This window comes from Microbacterium sp. P2_F9, assembly GCF_056403635.1.
Genome location: NZ_JBFUFC010000027.1, coordinates 1 through 15289, shown reverse-complemented (window position 1 = coordinate 15289; position 15289 = coordinate 1). Strand labels below are relative to the sequence as shown.

Sequence of the window (15289 nt, the reverse complement as noted above, 5' to 3'; positions counted from 1 at the left end):
GCGCATCCGCGCGGCTCAGACGATGCCGGTCGTGCCCAGCAGGGTGCCGATCAGCCAGGTGGCGGCCAGAGCGAGTCCACCGCCGACGACGAGTCGCAGCACAGCGCGTCCCTTCGGGGCTCCGCCCAGTTGGGCCGATACCGTTCCCGTTACCGCGAGGGCGACCAGCACCGCGACGAACGTCACCGGAATGCGCCACTCCGGCGGCGGAAGCAGGATGGCGAGCAGCGGCAGCAGGGCGCCCAGGGTGAACGCGATCGCGGAGGACAGCGCCGCGTGCCACGGATTGACGAGATCGTCCTGATCGATGTGCAGCTCGACCTCGAGGTGGGCGGAAAGCGCGTCGTGCGCGGTCAGCTCGAGCGCCACACTGCGGGCCGTGGCATCCGAAAGTCCGCGATCTCGGTAGAGCTGGGTCAGCTCCTCCAGTTCCTCCTGCGGCATCTCATGCAGTTCGCGCCGCTCCTTGGCGATGAGCGCCCGCTCCGTGTCGCGCTGGCTGCTGACCGACACATACTCGCCRAGAGCCATTGAGATCGCGCCGCCGACGAGGCCGGCGATCCCAGCGGTCAGCAGGGCAGGCGTCGCCGTTGTCACTCCGGCGACGCCGACCAAGAGGGATGCGATCGAGACGATCCCATCGTTCGCGCCCAGCACTCCCGCGCGCAGCCAGTTGAGACGCTGGCCGAGGCCGTTCGAGTGAGCCTCGCCCGGATGCGCCTGGTCCATCTGCTCAGTCAAGCATCGCGCGAGCCCCCACGGGCCGCTCGATTCGAGAAAACGCCGCGCGTCAGGTAAAGTCTTGGAGGTTGCCGACGTTCGCGTCGCAGCGATCGGGGCTATAGCTCAGGCGGTTAGAGCGCTTCACTGATAATGAAGAGGTCCCAGGTTCAAGTCCTGGTAGCCCCACCCCAAAAGCCCCGGGGCCTTAGCTCAGTTGGTAGAGCGCCTGCTTTGCAAGCAGGATGTCAGGAGTTCGAATCTCCTAGGCTCCACAGTGTGAAGCGCCAGCCCCCGGCTGGCGCTTCTGCCGTTTTAGGCGGTATTTCCCAGGTCAGAGGCCATTTTCTCGGTCCGGATCGAAGGAACTTGGGGAAACCCTCACAATCTCGTCCCCCAATGGGGGGACACACTGTAGCTACTTCACAAAGAATGTCCGACTTCCTTCGCGGTCCTTCCTTCCTCAGCCACAGGATCTCAGCGCCGGAGCGGCTCGAGACGCTATAAATCCTCAAGACGTCGTACACCTCGTCCGACGCGAAAGGGGATCATGATGCATTGGTCATGGATAAGGCTCGCTGCGGGGGCGGCGGGTCTTTCGGGGGTTGTGGCGGGATTCATCGTCAACGTCGATCGAGCCACACGGGAGGGAAAGGACCTCGGGCTGGTCCTGGCGAACTACTTCAGCCTGTTCACGATCGTCACGACGACGCTGAGCATCATCGCGCTGACAGCGGCCGCGGTGTGGTCGATGCGGCATCCGGGCACGTCCCGCGAACCATTCGCGGTCGCGCTCGGGCTGGCTGTCGTCACCGGACCGATGCTGCTGCTCGGCGTCGTGTTCAACGTGCTGCTGCGGGGAGGCCCGAGTGAGCTCGCGCTCGCAGACGCGCCGGCCATCTCCTTCCTGGATCACTGGGCCACCGAGGTGCTGCACGTCGTCCTGCCGCTCTATCTCCTTGTCGACCTGCTCTTCGCGACCCGGCGCCGTGGCCTTCCCTGGAAGACCCTCTTCGTGATCGTCGGCTATCCGATCGCGTGGATCACCTACACGATGATCCGCGGGGAACTCATTTCCGACCCCTTCGGCTCGAACCCCTGGTGGTATCCCTACGGATTCCTCGACCCGCACGGCGCCGGGGGGTGGGCATCCGCGTTCACATACATCGTGGTGCTCACGGGCATGCTCGCCGCCATCGGGGCGATCACCATCGCCATCGGACGCTTCCGCGAGCGGCGCGCAATCGCCCGCGAGGCAGCCGCCGAACCTGTTGGCGCACTGCAGGCCTGACCAGCAGTCCGTGGCCCGAGATCCCGCCACCCGGCGGGGTCTCGGGTCTCGTCACGACCGGCGCCTGGATAGGGTGAGGCATGGACATCAGGGTCGCGGCCTACGCCGTCATCACCGACGACGACGGCCGGATCCTCCTTGCGCACTGGAATGAGGGCGGCCGCTCCGGGTGGACTCTGCCCGGTGGTGGACTCGATCCCGGCGAGGACCCGGAGGGCGCCGCCCGTCGCGAAGTGCACGAGGAGACGGGGTACGAGGTCGTGCTGGACGGGCTGATCGGGGTCGACTCCCGTGTCATTCCCCTGGCTCACCGGCTGACACCGGATGCCTCAGGGCCATTGCATGCGCTGCGGATCGTGTACCGCGCAACCGTCACCGGTGGCCACCTGCGCAACGAGGCGGACGGTTCCACCGACCGCGCCGAGTGGTTTCCGCTCGAGAGCGTCCACGCGCTGCACCGCGTCAAGCTCGTGGACGTCGGCCTGCGGTTCGCCGGMATCGATCGCCCCGCCGCTGCGAGCTGACCCGCGCTCCACGAGCCCTACTCGATGGACTGTGAGATGTCCGCGACCGTCGCGCCATACGCGGCGATCAGGTCGTCGGCCTCGACGAAGAGGCTGTACCCGTGGGCGCCGGCGCCCATCGCGATCCGCTCGCCGACGATCCGCTCGTCCGCATAGATCGGCCACTCCGTCGAGCTCCCGATCGGGACGATCGTGCCGCGCTCATAGCCGGTGGCCGCGAGGGCGCGCTGCGGATCAGGCAGCTGCAGCTTGTTCACGCCGACCACCGCCCGCAGCTTCGGCCATGAGATCGCACGATCTCCAGGCACGAGCGCGAACAGGTAGGTGTCGTCGCTGCGCTTGACCACGAGAGTCTTCACGATGCCGGATGCCGGGATCCCCAGCAGCGCGGCCGCCTCAGGCAGGCTGTTGGCCGCCGGGCGCTCGCGGATGTCGATCGTCAGTCCGCGAGCGGATGCCGCATCTCTGACGCGCGCGTGGGCGTCGGTCACCGGGGATCAGGCGTCGGGTGCACGCAGCGGGTCGTCTGCAACCCAGAGCTCGTCATCCGCCCGCAGCGTCTGCCATGCCGCGTAGAGGACTCCGAGGGCGGCAGCCACACCGAAGATGATCGCGACGACGCCGCCGGCGCCGATCCCGCTCTTCTTGGGCGGAGCCAAGACCGGGAGGTGAATGCCCCGGCTGGCGTTGAGCTTGTGACGGGTGTCGTTCGCAGCGTCCAGTACGGAGAGCGCCGAGCCGACGACCGCACTGGCGGCCGGTGCGAGGGTGTCGTTGATGACATTTCGCGACACGGTGACGCCCTTGTCGACGTACGGTGCGGCGTAGCGGCCGTACGCGGACTCGACCTGCGGGACCAGCTGCTCGCGGCGGTAGTTGCCGAGCTGACGGCGTGCTTCGCGAGCAACGCCCGCGGCATCGCCGACGAGCACCTGCTGCGACTCCCACAGCTTCGCTGCCTGGTCTTGCAGCTTGCGAAGTTCCTTCTTGCGCTTGCGGCTGAGGCTCACGGGGCCCTCCCTGTCGATGGGGGTGTGGTTCTGTCCATATTGCCAGACCACGACCACAACGGAAGGGTTCCCATGGAACTCTGAGAGAATGAGCGTTATGCCTCAGCACACCGCGGTTGCCACCCTGCACACGAACCACGGCGACATCGTCGTCAATCTCTTCGGAGACCACGCCCCTCGAACGGTGAAGAACTTCGTCGGCCTCGCCGACGGCACCGGCGAGTGGAAGGATCCCGCGACCGGCAAGCCCGGCACAGGGCCCCTCTACCAGGACATCATCTTCCACCGGATCATCCCGGGCTTCATGATCCAGGGCGGCGACCCGCTCGGTCAGGGCACCGGCGGCCCCGGCTACACCTTCAACGACGAGATCCACCCGGAACTGAACTTCCAGAAGCCGTACATCCTCGCGATGGCGAACGCCGGCCTCCGCCGCAACGCGCTCACCGGCGCGGTCGAGGGCACCAACGGCTCGCAGTTCTTCATCACCACCGATCCCACACCATGGCTGCAGGGCAAGCACACCATCTTCGGCGAGGTCGCGGACGACGCGTCGCGCGCTGTCGTGGACGCTCTCGGCGCCGTACCGACCGCTTCGGGAGACCGACCCATCGAGCCGGTCGTGCTCCAGTCGGTCGACGTCGTCGCGGCATAGGGCGCATCGCACCCCGCCCGTGACCACGGCAGCCTTCCGTCGCAACAGCGATAACTTCTGCTACCGCCACCCCGACCGGGTGAGCTTCGTGCTGTGCCAGCGATGCCTGCGGACGATCTGCCCGGAGTGTCAGACCCAGGGCGCGGTCGGGGTGATCTGCCCTGAGTGCATGCGCGATCAGCAGAAGGCGCAGTCCGACGCCCAGAAGAAGGMCGAGAAACGGGCGTACCGGCCTCGGCCGGTGGCCCTTTCCGACTCGAGGCCGCTCGCGACGTACGCCATCATCGGCGCGACGGCCGTGGTCTACGCGCTGCAGCTGATCCCTGGATTTCCGGTGGAGGCGTGGCTGGCGTTCAACAGCTACTTCGTGTGGCCGGGCGGCCCCCTTCCGCTGCAGCCGTGGCGGATGCTCACCTCGGTGTTCGTCCACGATGGAATCTTCCACATCGGCTTCAACATGCTCGCGCTGTGGATGATCGGGCGAAGCCTCGAACCCCTGCTCGGCCGCTGGCGGTTCGTGGTGCTGTACCTGCTGAGCGGCATAGGCGGATCCGTCGCGGTCGCACTGCTCGCGCCAGGGGTCTGGGTGGTCGGGGCATCCGGCGCCATCTTCGGGCTCTTCGGAGCGCTGCTCGTGATCGGACGCCACATCGGCGCGAACATCCGGAACATCGCGATCGTCATCGGCATCAACTTCCTCTACCCGTTCGCGGTGGCCCTGATCAGCAGCATCGGACGTGGGTCGTTCACCGAGGCGCTCGCGGCGATCCAGGTGTCGTGGCAGGCGCACCTGGGCGGGCTGCTGACCGGTGCGCTGGTGGGGTTGATCTACGCGCGCACCCGCACGGTGGAGCGGCGCGCGACGCAGATCTGGCTGCTCGTCGGCGTCGGCGTGGGACTGCTCGCCCTGCTCGTCATCCCGCCACTGCTGTACACGTAGGTCGCCCTCGGCGGCCTACTGGACCTTGCCCCGCGAAAGTTATCCACAGATCTATCCCCACCTGGGGATGAATCACACCGGTGTAATTACCGGTCCGTGGGCAAAGAAAACGGCCGAGACGCGGTGTGCGTCTCGGCCGGTGGTTTGTCGGATGCCGGTGCTCAGCGCCAGCGGGTGGTCATGAGGAAGCCGACGAAGGCGATGCCGAACCCGATGACCAGGTTCCACGCGCCGATGCCGGGGATCGGGTAGTTCATCCCGCTCAGGTAGAAGACCAGCACCCACACGAGCCCGACCAGCATGAGGCCGATCATCACGGGCTTGAACCAGACGGGATTGGGGGCCGCTTCGCCCTCGCTGCGCTCGACGAGCTCCTCGTCCTTGCCAGATCGTGCCATGGGACCAGTCTACTGCCAGCCGGGCACCAGCCTCCGCTGACTAGAATCCACCTGTGGATGACGCGGCGAGCCCCACCCCGGACGGGGAGGCCTCCGGCGCGCCCGACGCCGATCCCGGCAAGCGCGACCGGTCGGCGCGCGCCGTGCGCCCGCGTCGACGAGCCTCGGTCATCGGCGTGCTGGGCGAGATCCTTCTCACCGTCGGCGTCGTGACTCTGCTCTACGTCGTCTGGCAGCTGTGGATCGGCGATGTGATCTACGGCGCGCAGCGCACGGCCGATGCACACTCGCTCAGCGAGGAGTGGCAGCAGGAGTACGAGGCGTCGGCCACGGCATCCCCCACTCCTTCGCCGACGGCTTCCGGCTCCGCCGAGCCCACGCCCGCCGCCGTCGAGCCGGTCATCCTGCCGCAGCCGGCCGACGCCGAGATCTTCGGCACGATGCACATCCCCCGCTTCGGCGCGGACTATGCCTTCCCGGTGGCCGGCGGGGTCACCCGCGAGAACACCCTCGATGACATCGGCGTCGGGCACTACCCCGGCACGCAGATGCCCGGCGAGATGGGCAACTTCGCGGTCGCGGCGCACCGCACGACCTTCGGCAAGCCCTTCAACCAGATCGCATCGCTGCACGTCGGCGATGCCATCGTGATCGAGACCCCCGATGGCTGGTACACGTACCGATTCCGCACTCTCGAATACGTGAAGCCCGACGCCGTCGAGGTGCTCGCGCCGGTTCCGCAGGAGACCGGTGTCTCGGCGGACGGGCAGTACCTCACGATGACGAGCTGCAGCCCGATGTTCTCCAAAGCCGAGCGGATCGTCGCGTTCAGCGTCTTCGAGGCGTACACCCCGCGCACAGCGGGGGCCCCGCTCGCACTGACCCAGGGGGTGACCAGCTGATGTACGCCGGACTTTGGCACATTCTCCCCGGTCCCGTGTGGCTGAGGATCATCATCTTGATCCTGCTGCTGGCGGCCGTCCTGTACGCCCTGCTCTTCTGGGTCTTCCCGTGGGTGAGTCACATCGTCGACCCGACGGAAGTCACGGTGGAGTGACGCGGTGGAGTGACGCGGGCGCAGCGGTGACCCGGATCCTGGTCGTCGACAATCACGACAGCTTCGTGCACACCCTGGTCGGCTACCTCCACGAACTCGGCGCCGACACCGACCTCGTCGAGTCCGATGACATCGACCCTGCGGCCGCGCGCGACGTCATCGCGTCGTATCAGGCGGTGCTCGTCTCCCCCGGTCCTGGAACGCCTGAGCACGCCGGGGCATCGGTCGCCGTGGTGCGGGCGGCAGCGGATCGGGGCATCCCGCTTCTCGGGGTGTGTCTCGGCCACCAGGCGATCGCCGCGGCTTTCGGTGCGCGCGTGGAGCACGCCTCGGAGCTCATGCACGGGATCACCTCGCTGGTCCACCATGACGACAGTGCGCTGTATGCGGGGCTGCCCGATCCGTTCGCGGCGACGCGCTACCACTCGCTCGCGATCGTGCCCGAGTCGCTGCCGCCCGCTCTTGTGGTCTCCAGCCGCACCGACAGCGGCGTCATCATGGGTGTGCGGCACCGCAGCCTGCCGATCGAAGGCGTGCAGTTCCATCCGGAGAGCGTGCTCACCGAGGGCGGCTACCGCCTGCTGGGCAACTGGCTCGAGACGGTGGGGATTCCGGATGCCGCGACCCGCGGCGCGTCCTTGAGCCCGCGCCGCTGAGCCGGTCCCTCGGTGTGACCGGGCTAGGGGCCGGTGCAGTAGGTCAGGGTGATCGTCGAGTGCACGGCGACATCGCCCGGTGGCAGCGACTGCTGCGCCACGGTGCGCGGATCCGTCGCGGTGCACGTGGCGTCCTCGGCGGTTTCCACGGTCAGGTTGATCTCCGGAGCCTGCAGGGCGGTGGTCGCGGCGTCCACGGTGTAGCCCTTGTAGTCGACGATCGTGACCTGTCCGGTCGCGACGACGAGGTTGACCACGGTGCCGAGGGGCACTTCCGCGCCCGCTTCGGCGTCCGCCGAGATCACGGTGCCGGCAGCGAGATCCGGGTCGTTGCGCGGGGTGACGGCCCCGGCGACGAGCCCCACCTGCTCCAACGCGGCGCGGGCGGCGTCCTCGCCGACACCGACGAGCGTGGGCACGACCACCGTCTCCACACCGCTCGAGACGAAGACCTTCACCTGGTAGCCGCGCGACACGGAGGTTCCTGCCGCCGGATCGGTGCGGATGACGTTGCCGGCAGCGATGTCCGTGCTGGGCTCCTGTACCGAGTACGCGACGAGGTCCTCGGCGACGAGGATCTCCTCCGCCCGTTCATAGGCGATGTCGGTGACATCCGGGACGATGCGGGAGTTCGCCGGCACCTGGGAGCCAGAGGGTAGCCAGAGCACCCAGAGAAGCAGCCCGATGAGCACGGCCGCGAGCAGGGCCACTCCCCCCCAGATCCAGGCGACCGGTGGGCCGGCCTGGGTGCGCTTCATGGTCGTGTCGGTGCTCAGCTGCCGGAGCGACCTGGCCGTCTCGGCGGCCTGCCGTGGCGAGGGTCCGTACAGCTCGCTCGTGAGAGCGCCGACCTGGCGCTTGGTGGGGGTGCGACCGTCGATCGTCGCGTCGAGCGCTTCGCGGAACGAGGCGGCATCCTGATATCGCTGGAACGGGTCCTTGGCGAGCGCCCGCAGGGCGACGGCATCCAGAGCGCGGGGCACCGTCTCGTTGACCTCGGAGGGGGCCAGGGGGGTCTCGCTGACGTGCTGGTACGCCACCGCGACCGGGGACTCACCGCGGAAGGGCTGACGGCCTGAGAGCAGCTCGTACAGGACGACACCAGCGGAGTAGAGGTCGGCGCGCGCGTCGACGGGCTCGCCCTTGGCCTGCTCCGGTGAGAAGTATGCGGCGGTGCCGAGGATGTGCGTCGTCTCGGCGACTGTGGAGGAGGAGTCCGAGACGGCCCGGGCGATGCCGAAGTCCATCACCTTGACCTGCCCGGCATCCGTCACCATCACGTTGCCCGGCTTGATGTCACGGTGGACGACTCCGGCGCGATGGGAGTACTCGAGCGCTTCCAGGATGCCGTCGACGTAGCGGACCGCGTCGGGGACGGGCACGGGGCCCGCCGAGATGATGTCCTTCAGCAGCGCGCCGTGGACGAGCTCCATGATGATGTACGGCACCGGGGAAAGCGACCCGTCGGGTGCCGTCTCGGTGTCCTCGCCCGCGTCGTACACGCGCACGATGGTGGGATGCGCCATCCGCGAGGCCGCCTGCGCCTCCAGGCGGAACCGGGTGCGGAAGGCGCCGTCGAGCGCGAGATCGCGCTGCAGCACCTTGACGGCGACACTCCGGCMCAGCGTGAGGTCGTAGCCGCGATACACGGTGGCCATACCTCCGCGGCCGATGAGCTCATCGACGCGATAGCGCCCCGAAAGCACGCGCGGCTCAGCTGTCACGGACTCTCCCTGGGTGGATCGGTTTCAGCCTAGCCGACCACCGCGCGCGAGTCGGGCTACGGAGTGGGTGTGGGATTGGGGCCGTCGGGTGCGGGTGTGGGGACTGCCTGGATCTGCGCGTTCGCCTCGCCCGAGGCCGGGGAGGTGCGGTCGCCCCCGTCGCCGGAGCACGTCACCGTGTACTTCACGGTCACCGGGTCGCCGGCGCTGCCGGTGATCAACAGGTCGGCACTGCGCTTGTCGGACGTGAAAGGCGCATCGGACCGACCCGTGCTCGGGAACTGACCATTGGTCGCGGTGAAATTGTAGAAGGTGACGGCACCCGAACCGGCTGGGCAGGAGTAGCCCGTCCACGTCACCTGGACCGTCGCCGCCGTTTCGACCGCGCCCTCCAGGCCGGGGGCCGACGGAGTCGGCATCGCGACCTGATCCGAGTAGAAGGTCAGGGTCAGCAGCTGCGTCGGATCGATGCGGCCGCTCGGTGAGACGAGGTAGACCTGGTTCACCTGGTCGCCGGTCGGAGCGGCATTGCCCGCCACGCACGACACGGCGGCGACGCCGGCCGTCTTGGCCGCGGCGGACGCCGCGGTGCAGTCCTGGCCCTCGAGGGCCAGCGCGTCGACATCGATGAGCGTGGCGCTCGGCGTCGGCGTCGCGGACGCGGACTGGCTCGGAGTCGGGCTCGGCGTCTCTTCCCGCCGGTCGCCCGGGTTGGACAGCACCGCCCAGAGTGTTCCGCCCAGGATGAGCAGCAGCAGGATGATCAGCGCGATCAGCGGCCACGTCCAGGGGCTGCGCTTGCCCTTCTCCTCTTCACCGTCGGCCAGGACGGTCGACTCGGTCAGCAGCGCCGTCGGCGTCGCCGCGAGCAACGCGGTCGCGTCGTCGCCGCCGACTCCCGCCGCGATCGCCGGCACGGCGGCCGCAGCGGCGGCGAGGTCGCCACGGCGAAGTGCGGTGGCGGCACGGGCGACGACGGATGCCGAGGCCGGGCGGTCTTCGGGCTTCTTGGCGATCATCACCATGACGAGGTTCTGCACGGGCACCGCGACGGTCGGCGGCAGCGGCGGCGGCTGCTCGTTGATCTGCGCCATCGCGATCGCGACCTGGGACTCGCCGGTGAAGGGACGCTTGCCCGCGAGGCACTCGTACGCGACGATGCCGAGCGAGTAGGTGTCCGTCGCCGGAGAGGCGGCGTGACCGGAGGCCTGCTCGGGCGAGAGGTACTGAACGGTCCCCATCACCTGGCCGGTGGCGGTCAGCGGCACCTGGTCGGCGATGCGCGCGATGCCGAAGTCGGTGATCTTCACCCGGCCATCGGGGGTGATCAGCAGGTTGCCCGGCTTGATGTCGCGGTGCACGAGTCCGGCCGCGTGCGCAGCCTGCAGGGCGGCAGAGGTCTGCGCGACGATGTCGAGCGTCTTGTCGGTGGACAGCTCGCCGTCGCGTTCGAGGATCGTCGACAGTGCCTCGCCGGGGACGAGCTCCATGACCAGGAAGGCCGAGCCGTTCTCCTCGCCGTAGTCGAAGACGCTTGCGATGCCCTCGTGGTTGACGAGGGCGGCGTGCCGAGCCTCGGCGCGGAAGCGCTCGAGGAACCCGGGGTCGCCCATGTACTCGTCTTTGAGGATCTTGATGGCGACGGTCCGMCCGATGACGTGGTCGGTCGCCTCCCACACCTCGCCCATACCGCCGATGGCGATACGAGAATCCAGTTCGTAGCGCCCGCCGAAGGTCGCACCCTGCGTCGGTCTCATCTTCCCAGCACCGCCTCCATGACCTTCTTCGCGATGGGTGCCGCGATCGTGTTGCCGCTGCCCGTTTGGCCCTGCCCACCGCCGTCTTCAACCACGACAGCCACGGCGACCCGGGGATTCTCTGCGGGAGCGAAGCCCGTGAACCACAAGGTGAATGGCTGATTGGTTCCGTTCTCCGCGGTCCCGGTCTTACCGGCAACGTCGACGCCGTCTATTCTTGCACCCGACGCTGCGCCGTCACTGACATTCGCGATCATCATCGCGACCATCTGCGCCGCCAGATCCTCATCCAGCGCACGGCCGAGCTCCGAGTCCTCGAACGTCTGCTGCACCGAGAGATCGGGTGCGACCACCCGGTYGACCATGCGTGGGTTCATGACCATTCCTCCGTTTGCGATGCCGGCCGACACCATCGCCATCTGCAGCGGTGTCGCGATCACCTGGCCTTGGCCGAATCCGGTCAGCGCCGTCTGCGGGTCGTCGAGTGCGCGCGGGTACACCGACGGCGTCGAGACCAGCGGCAGCTCGAACGAGCGGTTGAAGCCGTACTTCTCCGCCTCTTCGCGGATCGCGGTGTCGCCGAGTTGGACGGCGAGCTCCGCCATCGGGATGTTGCAGCTCAGGCGCAGCGCGTCGGCGATCGTGACCGTCTCGCCGGGGCCGCACGCGCCGCCCGACGCGTTGTAGACCATGCTCGACGACTGCGGCAGCTGGTACGACGCCGGGTTGGGCAGCGCCGACGTCGGGGTGTAGTCGCCGGACGCCAGCGCGGCCGACGCCACGACGAGCTTGAAGGTCGAGCCCGGAGGGTTGAGGTCTCCGCCGATGGAGCGGTTCGCGAGCGGATCGCCCGGATCGTCGACGAGCTGGTCGTAGTAGGTGTTCACGGCCTTCGCGTCGTGTGCGGCGAGCAGGTTCGTGTCGAAGGTCGGGCTCGACACCATGGCGAGCACGCGCCCGGTGGCCGGCTCGATGGCGATCACGGCGCCCTGCAATCCGCCCAGCGCATCGAAGGCGGCACGCTGGACCACGGCATCCAGCGACAGCACGACGTTCGAACCGCGGGGAGGCTGACCCGTGACGATCCGCTCCAGGCTCGCGAGGAACTGGGAGCCGGCGGTGCCGCTCAGCACCTGGTTCATCTCCAGCTCGATGCCGGTCGCCGAGCCCAGCTCGGGGTTGATCCATCCGGTGACCTGGCCCCACATCGGGGCGTCGGTGTACACGCGCTGCCAGCTGTACACGTCGTCGGAGGGGACGGATGCCGCGATCGCCGACCCGCTCGCGATGATCGAGCCGCGCTGCACCGCGTAGGAGTCGTAGAGCGCGCGGGTGTTGCGGGGATCCTGGGCGAGGCTGTCGGCCTGCACGACCTGGATGACGCTGATCGAGGCGAACAGGGCGACGAACATCAGCAGCATCACGATGCTGAGCCGGCGGAGTTCTTTCGTCACGACTCGCACCTCCCGAAGACCTCGGGTGAGGCGGTTCCTGAGTAGGTCGCGAAGCGACCGTATCGAAGGGCCTTGGTCATCCGATCACCACCCGGGGGCGGCTGCGGACGGCGTCGGAGATCCGCAGCAGGAGCGCGACGATGATCCAGTTGGCCACGAGCGACGAGCCGCCGGCGGCCAGGAACGGGGTGGTGAGGCCGGTCAGCGGGATGATCCGGGTGACCCCGCCCACCATGATGAACACCTGGAGCGCGATGGTGAAGGAGAGGCCGGTGGCGAGCAGCTTGCCGAAGTCGTCCTGCCCGGCCAGCCCGATTCGGATGCCGCGGCTCGCGAAGACCATGTAAAGGCTGAGGATGGCGAACACGCCGATCAGCCCGATCTCCTCACCGAGGCTCGGGAGGATGTAATCGCTCTGCGAGAGCGGGGTGAGGTATGGCCTGCCCTGTCCAAGGCCGGTGCCGACGAGGCCGCCCTGCGCGAGGCCGAAAATGCCCTGCACCAGCTGGTAGCTCCCGCCGGTGGCTTCGATCACCGCCGGGTTGAAGGCATCCAGCCAGTTCGTGAAACGGCCCTGCACGTAGGGCAGCACCCGCGACGCGAGGAACGCGCCGCCGACCGCGAGCGCGACGCCGATGACGACCCAGCTCGTCTTGCCCGTCGCGACGTAGAGCATCGCGACGAACATGCCGAAGATCAGCAGCCCGGTGCCGAGGTCGCGCTGCAGCACGATGATGGCGAGCGAGATGAGCCAGATCACCAGCAGCGGGCCGAGTTCGCGCGCCCGGGGCCACGTCATGCCGAGGAAGCGCGTGCCCACCGAGCTGAGGCTCTCGCGAGTGCGCACCAGGTAGCCGGCGAAGAAGATCGCGAGGGCGATCTTCGCCAGCTCGCCGGGCTGGAAGGAGAAGAAGCCGAGCCTGACCCAGACGTCCGCATTGGCGTCGGCCCCGAGGCCGGGGATGACGGGGAGGATCAGCAGCAGGATGCCGACCAGGCCCGCGAGGTAGGTGTAGCGGAACAGCACGCGATAGTTGCGCAGCGCCATGACCACCGCGATCGCGGACACGACGGCGATCGCCGTCCACGCGAGCTGGCGGGTCGAGGCCGCATCCCAGCCGTGCGAATCGATGGCGATGTCGATGCGATAGATCATCGCGATGCCGAGGCCCGTGAGCAGTGTGGCGATCGGGACGACGAACGGATCGGCATCCCGGGCGCGCAGCCGCAGCACGATGTGCAGAGCGACCACGAGAGCGGTGAGTCCGCCGCAGTAGATCAGGAACTGCGCGTCGATCGCACCCGTGGCGCCCAGTTGGACGAGCGCGAGCGCCGCGGCGTTGATGACGAACGCGAATAGCAGCAGAGCGAGTTCGCGGTTGCGCTGCGTCTGCGGCACGCGGATGCGTCGCAGCGCCCGGATCACCGCGGTGTCGGTGGACTCCGCGGCAGGCGCTGCCGCTCCCTTCCCGCGCGCGTCTGTGGAGGTCACGGGCTCACCGCATTCTCTTGCAGGCGGGAGACGATCTGCTCGGCATCCTCAAGGGAAGGCGCCGAGATCGTCGCCTCCACTGTCGCGCGGTCGAAGTCGGAGAGACTGTCCAGCGGGATGCCGGTGTCGCGGTAGGGGCTCGACAGCGGGATCGGGCCGAGGTCCTGCTGGATGCCCTGGTAGATCACCACCGTGTCCTCATCGGCCCCGACGAAGAAGCGCGTCTGGGTCCACTGATAGGCGAAGAACAGCCCCGTCACCAGAACCGCGAGCACGAGAACGACTCCGATGATCCACCCGTAGCGCCTCCGGCGCGCACGCCGCCGGTCCTCCTCGATGAGCTCCTCGAGGAATTCGGGCGCCGGCTCGAAGTGGCTCGGCTCGTTGGCCGCCTGGCGGACCGGGTGCAGCCAGCCGCCGCGTCCTGAGCGAGCAGCAGGCACATCGATGCCCGTGGGGTTCGACGCCGACCCCACCACCGTGGGCGTGCCGGAGAAGAGCGGATGCTGCCCCCCGACGTCGACGAGGACCAACGTCACGTTGTCGGGCGCACCGCCATCCAGCGCCTGCTTCAGCAGATTGTCCGCGGTGCGCCCGGGGGGAAGACCCAAGCCCATCGCGCGCGCCGTGTGCGCGTCGTCGACGACGCCGGTCAGCCCGTCGGAGCACAGCAGCCAGCGATCGCCCGGCTGGGTCGGCATGATGAACGTGTCGAGTTCGGGGTCGGGATCCATGTCGCCGAGCACCCGCATCAGCACCGAGCGCCGCGGGTGGTAGCGCGCCTCCTCCGGGGTGATGCGTCCCGAGTCCACGAGTCGCTGCACGAAGGTGTGGTCCGTGGTGATCTGCGTCAGCGTGCCGTCGCGATAGAGGTAGATCCGGGAGTCGCCGATGTGCGCGATGACGGCGTAGTCGTCGACCATGATGAGCGCACTCACTGTGGTTCCCATGCCGGCGAGCTCCGGATGGATTCGCACGGTCTCGATCAGTTCGGTCGCGGCATCCGCGATCGCCCCTCGAAGTGCTCGCTCGGCCTGCGAGGTCGACTCGTACGGGTGGTCGAGGGATTCGAGGCTTCCGATCGCCAGGCTCGACGCGACGTCACCGCCGGCGTGCCCGCCCATCCCGTCGGCGACGACGAAGAGATTCGACCCCGCGTAGCCGGAGTCCTGGTTGTTGGAGCGCACCTTGCCGGTGTGCGAGATCGCAGCGCTCGAGCCTTCGAAGACCATTTCCCGGGGGACCGCCGCTATTTCCGCAGCTCGAACGTCGTGGCGCCGACCTTGATCGGCGCGCCCACGAGGACGGGGACGGGCGCGGTGACGCGGGCGCCGTCATGCCAGGTGCCGTTCGTCGAGTCCAGATCCTGGATCATCCACTGCTCGCCCCACAGGAGCAGACGCGCGTGGTGGCTCGAGGTGTAATCGTCGCGGATGACGAGCCCCGACTCGCTGGAGCGCCCGATCGTGAGGGCCTCCGTACCGAGCGGAAGCTCGAGCCCCGACTTCGGCCCGCTCGTGATGATGATGCGCGTGACCGTGGCGGTCGTCGCCTTGCCGCCCTTCGCGGGCGGCGCGGCAGCGGGGGCCTTCGCCGGGGCGGCGGCAACGG

General features: G+C 68.4%; 16 protein-coding genes and 2 tRNA genes. 8 read left to right on the top strand and 10 right to left on the bottom strand.

All coding sequences use genetic code 11. The annotated features are described in order from the left end of the window. Positions 1 to 15: 15 nt before the first annotated feature. On the bottom strand, positions 16 to 729 hold the full coding sequence (locus AC1DVT_RS04740; protein WP_477386947.1) for a VIT1/CCC1 transporter family protein: 714 nt from the start codon (positions 727 to 729) through the stop codon (positions 16 to 18). A 106-nt stretch (positions 730 to 835) separates the two neighbouring features. On the opposite strand from AC1DVT_RS04740, the gene AC1DVT_RS04735 reads away from it, so the two are divergent. From AC1DVT_RS04735 to AC1DVT_RS04720, 4 genes are all read left to right on the top strand, one after another. Next, a tRNA-Ile gene (locus tag AC1DVT_RS04735) sits at positions 836 to 909 on the top strand. A 13-nt stretch (positions 910 to 922) separates the two neighbouring features. After that, positions 923 to 995: transfer RNA gene (locus AC1DVT_RS04730), tRNA-Ala, on the top strand. 332 nt (positions 996 to 1327) lie between these two features. Then, entirely contained in the window at positions 1328 to 2011 is a 684-nt protein-coding gene (locus tag AC1DVT_RS04725) for a Pr6Pr family membrane protein (protein WP_477386945.1), read from the top strand. A gap of 80 nt (positions 2012 to 2091) precedes the next feature. Then, positions 2092 to 2535 (top strand): NUDIX hydrolase, encoded by a 444-nt coding sequence (locus tag AC1DVT_RS04720; protein ID WP_457099795.1) that lies wholly within the window; start codon positions 2092 to 2094, stop codon positions 2533 to 2535. A gap of 17 nt (positions 2536 to 2552) precedes the next feature. Here the strand turns inward: AC1DVT_RS04720 and AC1DVT_RS04715 are convergent, their stop codons facing one another. Together AC1DVT_RS04715 and AC1DVT_RS04710 are read right to left on the bottom strand one after the other, a co-directional pair. Further along, a complete protein-coding gene (locus tag AC1DVT_RS04715; RefSeq protein WP_477386943.1) occupies positions 2553 to 3026 on the bottom strand; it encodes an aminoacyl-tRNA deacylase in 474 nt (157 codons plus the stop codon). Positions 3027 to 3032: 6 nt separating this feature from the next. Continuing rightward, on the bottom strand, positions 3033 to 3545 hold the full coding sequence (locus AC1DVT_RS04710) for a DNA helicase (RefSeq protein ID WP_457099797.1): 513 nt from the start codon (positions 3543 to 3545) through the stop codon (positions 3033 to 3035). Between the two features lie 97 nt (positions 3546 to 3642). Here AC1DVT_RS04710 and AC1DVT_RS04705 point away from each other — a divergent pair, with 97 nt between their 5' ends. Both AC1DVT_RS04705 and AC1DVT_RS04700 read left to right on the top strand, forming a co-directional pair. Continuing rightward, complete coding sequence (locus AC1DVT_RS04705) at positions 3643 to 4200, top strand: peptidylprolyl isomerase (protein ID WP_457099798.1); 558 nt, start codon at positions 3643 to 3645, stop codon at positions 4198 to 4200. A gap of 19 nt (positions 4201 to 4219) precedes the next feature. Continuing rightward, complete coding sequence (locus AC1DVT_RS04700; RefSeq protein ID WP_477386941.1) at positions 4220 to 5140, top strand: rhomboid family intramembrane serine protease; 921 nt, start codon at positions 4220 to 4222, stop codon at positions 5138 to 5140. 161 nt (positions 5141 to 5301) lie between these two features. Here AC1DVT_RS04700 and AC1DVT_RS04695 read toward each other — a convergent pair whose 3' ends face one another. After that, positions 5302 to 5538 (bottom strand): cell division protein CrgA, encoded by a 237-nt coding sequence (locus tag AC1DVT_RS04695; protein WP_477386939.1) that lies wholly within the window; start codon positions 5536 to 5538, stop codon positions 5302 to 5304. 53 nt (positions 5539 to 5591) lie between these two features. On the opposite strand from AC1DVT_RS04695, the gene AC1DVT_RS04690 reads away from it, so the two are divergent. After that, the gene (locus tag AC1DVT_RS04690; RefSeq protein ID WP_477386937.1) at positions 5592 to 6440 is read left to right on the top strand and encodes a class E sortase; all 849 of its coding nucleotides are present in this window, start codon (positions 5592 to 5594) and stop codon (positions 6438 to 6440) included. A 181-nt stretch (positions 6441 to 6621) separates the two neighbouring features. Continuing rightward, positions 6622 to 7251: a glutamine amidotransferase-related protein gene (locus tag AC1DVT_RS04685; RefSeq protein WP_477386962.1), complete on the top strand. Its 630-nt coding sequence runs from the start codon at positions 6622 to 6624 to the stop codon at positions 7249 to 7251. 23 nt (positions 7252 to 7274) lie between these two features. Here the strand turns inward: AC1DVT_RS04685 and pknB are convergent, their stop codons facing one another. The 6 genes from pknB to AC1DVT_RS04655 all read right to left on the bottom strand — a co-directional run. Next, positions 7275 to 8975, bottom strand: coding sequence for a Stk1 family PASTA domain-containing Ser/Thr kinase (gene pknB / locus AC1DVT_RS04680; protein WP_477386936.1), 1701 nt, complete (start codon positions 8973 to 8975; stop codon positions 7275 to 7277). Between the two features lie 56 nt (positions 8976 to 9031). Beyond that, positions 9032 to 10732, bottom strand: a complete 1701-nt coding sequence (locus tag AC1DVT_RS04675; protein WP_457099804.1) for a serine/threonine-protein kinase — start codon at positions 10730 to 10732, stop codon at positions 9032 to 9034. Then, complete coding sequence (locus AC1DVT_RS04670; protein ID WP_477386934.1) at positions 10729 to 12186, bottom strand: peptidoglycan D,D-transpeptidase FtsI family protein; 1458 nt, start codon at positions 12184 to 12186, stop codon at positions 10729 to 10731. The genes AC1DVT_RS04675 and AC1DVT_RS04670 overlap by 4 nt, the downstream gene beginning before the upstream one ends. 76 nt (positions 12187 to 12262) lie before the next feature. Further along, positions 12263 to 13678: an FtsW/RodA/SpoVE family cell cycle protein gene (locus tag AC1DVT_RS04665; RefSeq protein ID WP_477386932.1), complete on the bottom strand. Its 1416-nt coding sequence runs from the start codon at positions 13676 to 13678 to the stop codon at positions 12263 to 12265. After that, positions 13675 to 14910 carry a PP2C family protein-serine/threonine phosphatase gene (locus AC1DVT_RS04660; protein ID WP_477386930.1) on the bottom strand — a complete coding sequence of 412 codons (1236 nt, stop codon included), beginning with the start codon at positions 14908 to 14910 and terminating at the stop codon, positions 13675 to 13677. Before AC1DVT_RS04660 ends, AC1DVT_RS04665 begins: the two co-directional genes overlap by 4 nt. A gap of 17 nt (positions 14911 to 14927) precedes the next feature. Further along, on the bottom strand, positions 14928 to 15289 hold a 362-nt coding region (locus tag AC1DVT_RS04655), incomplete at its 5' end, for an FHA domain-containing protein FhaB/FipA (protein ID WP_477386928.1).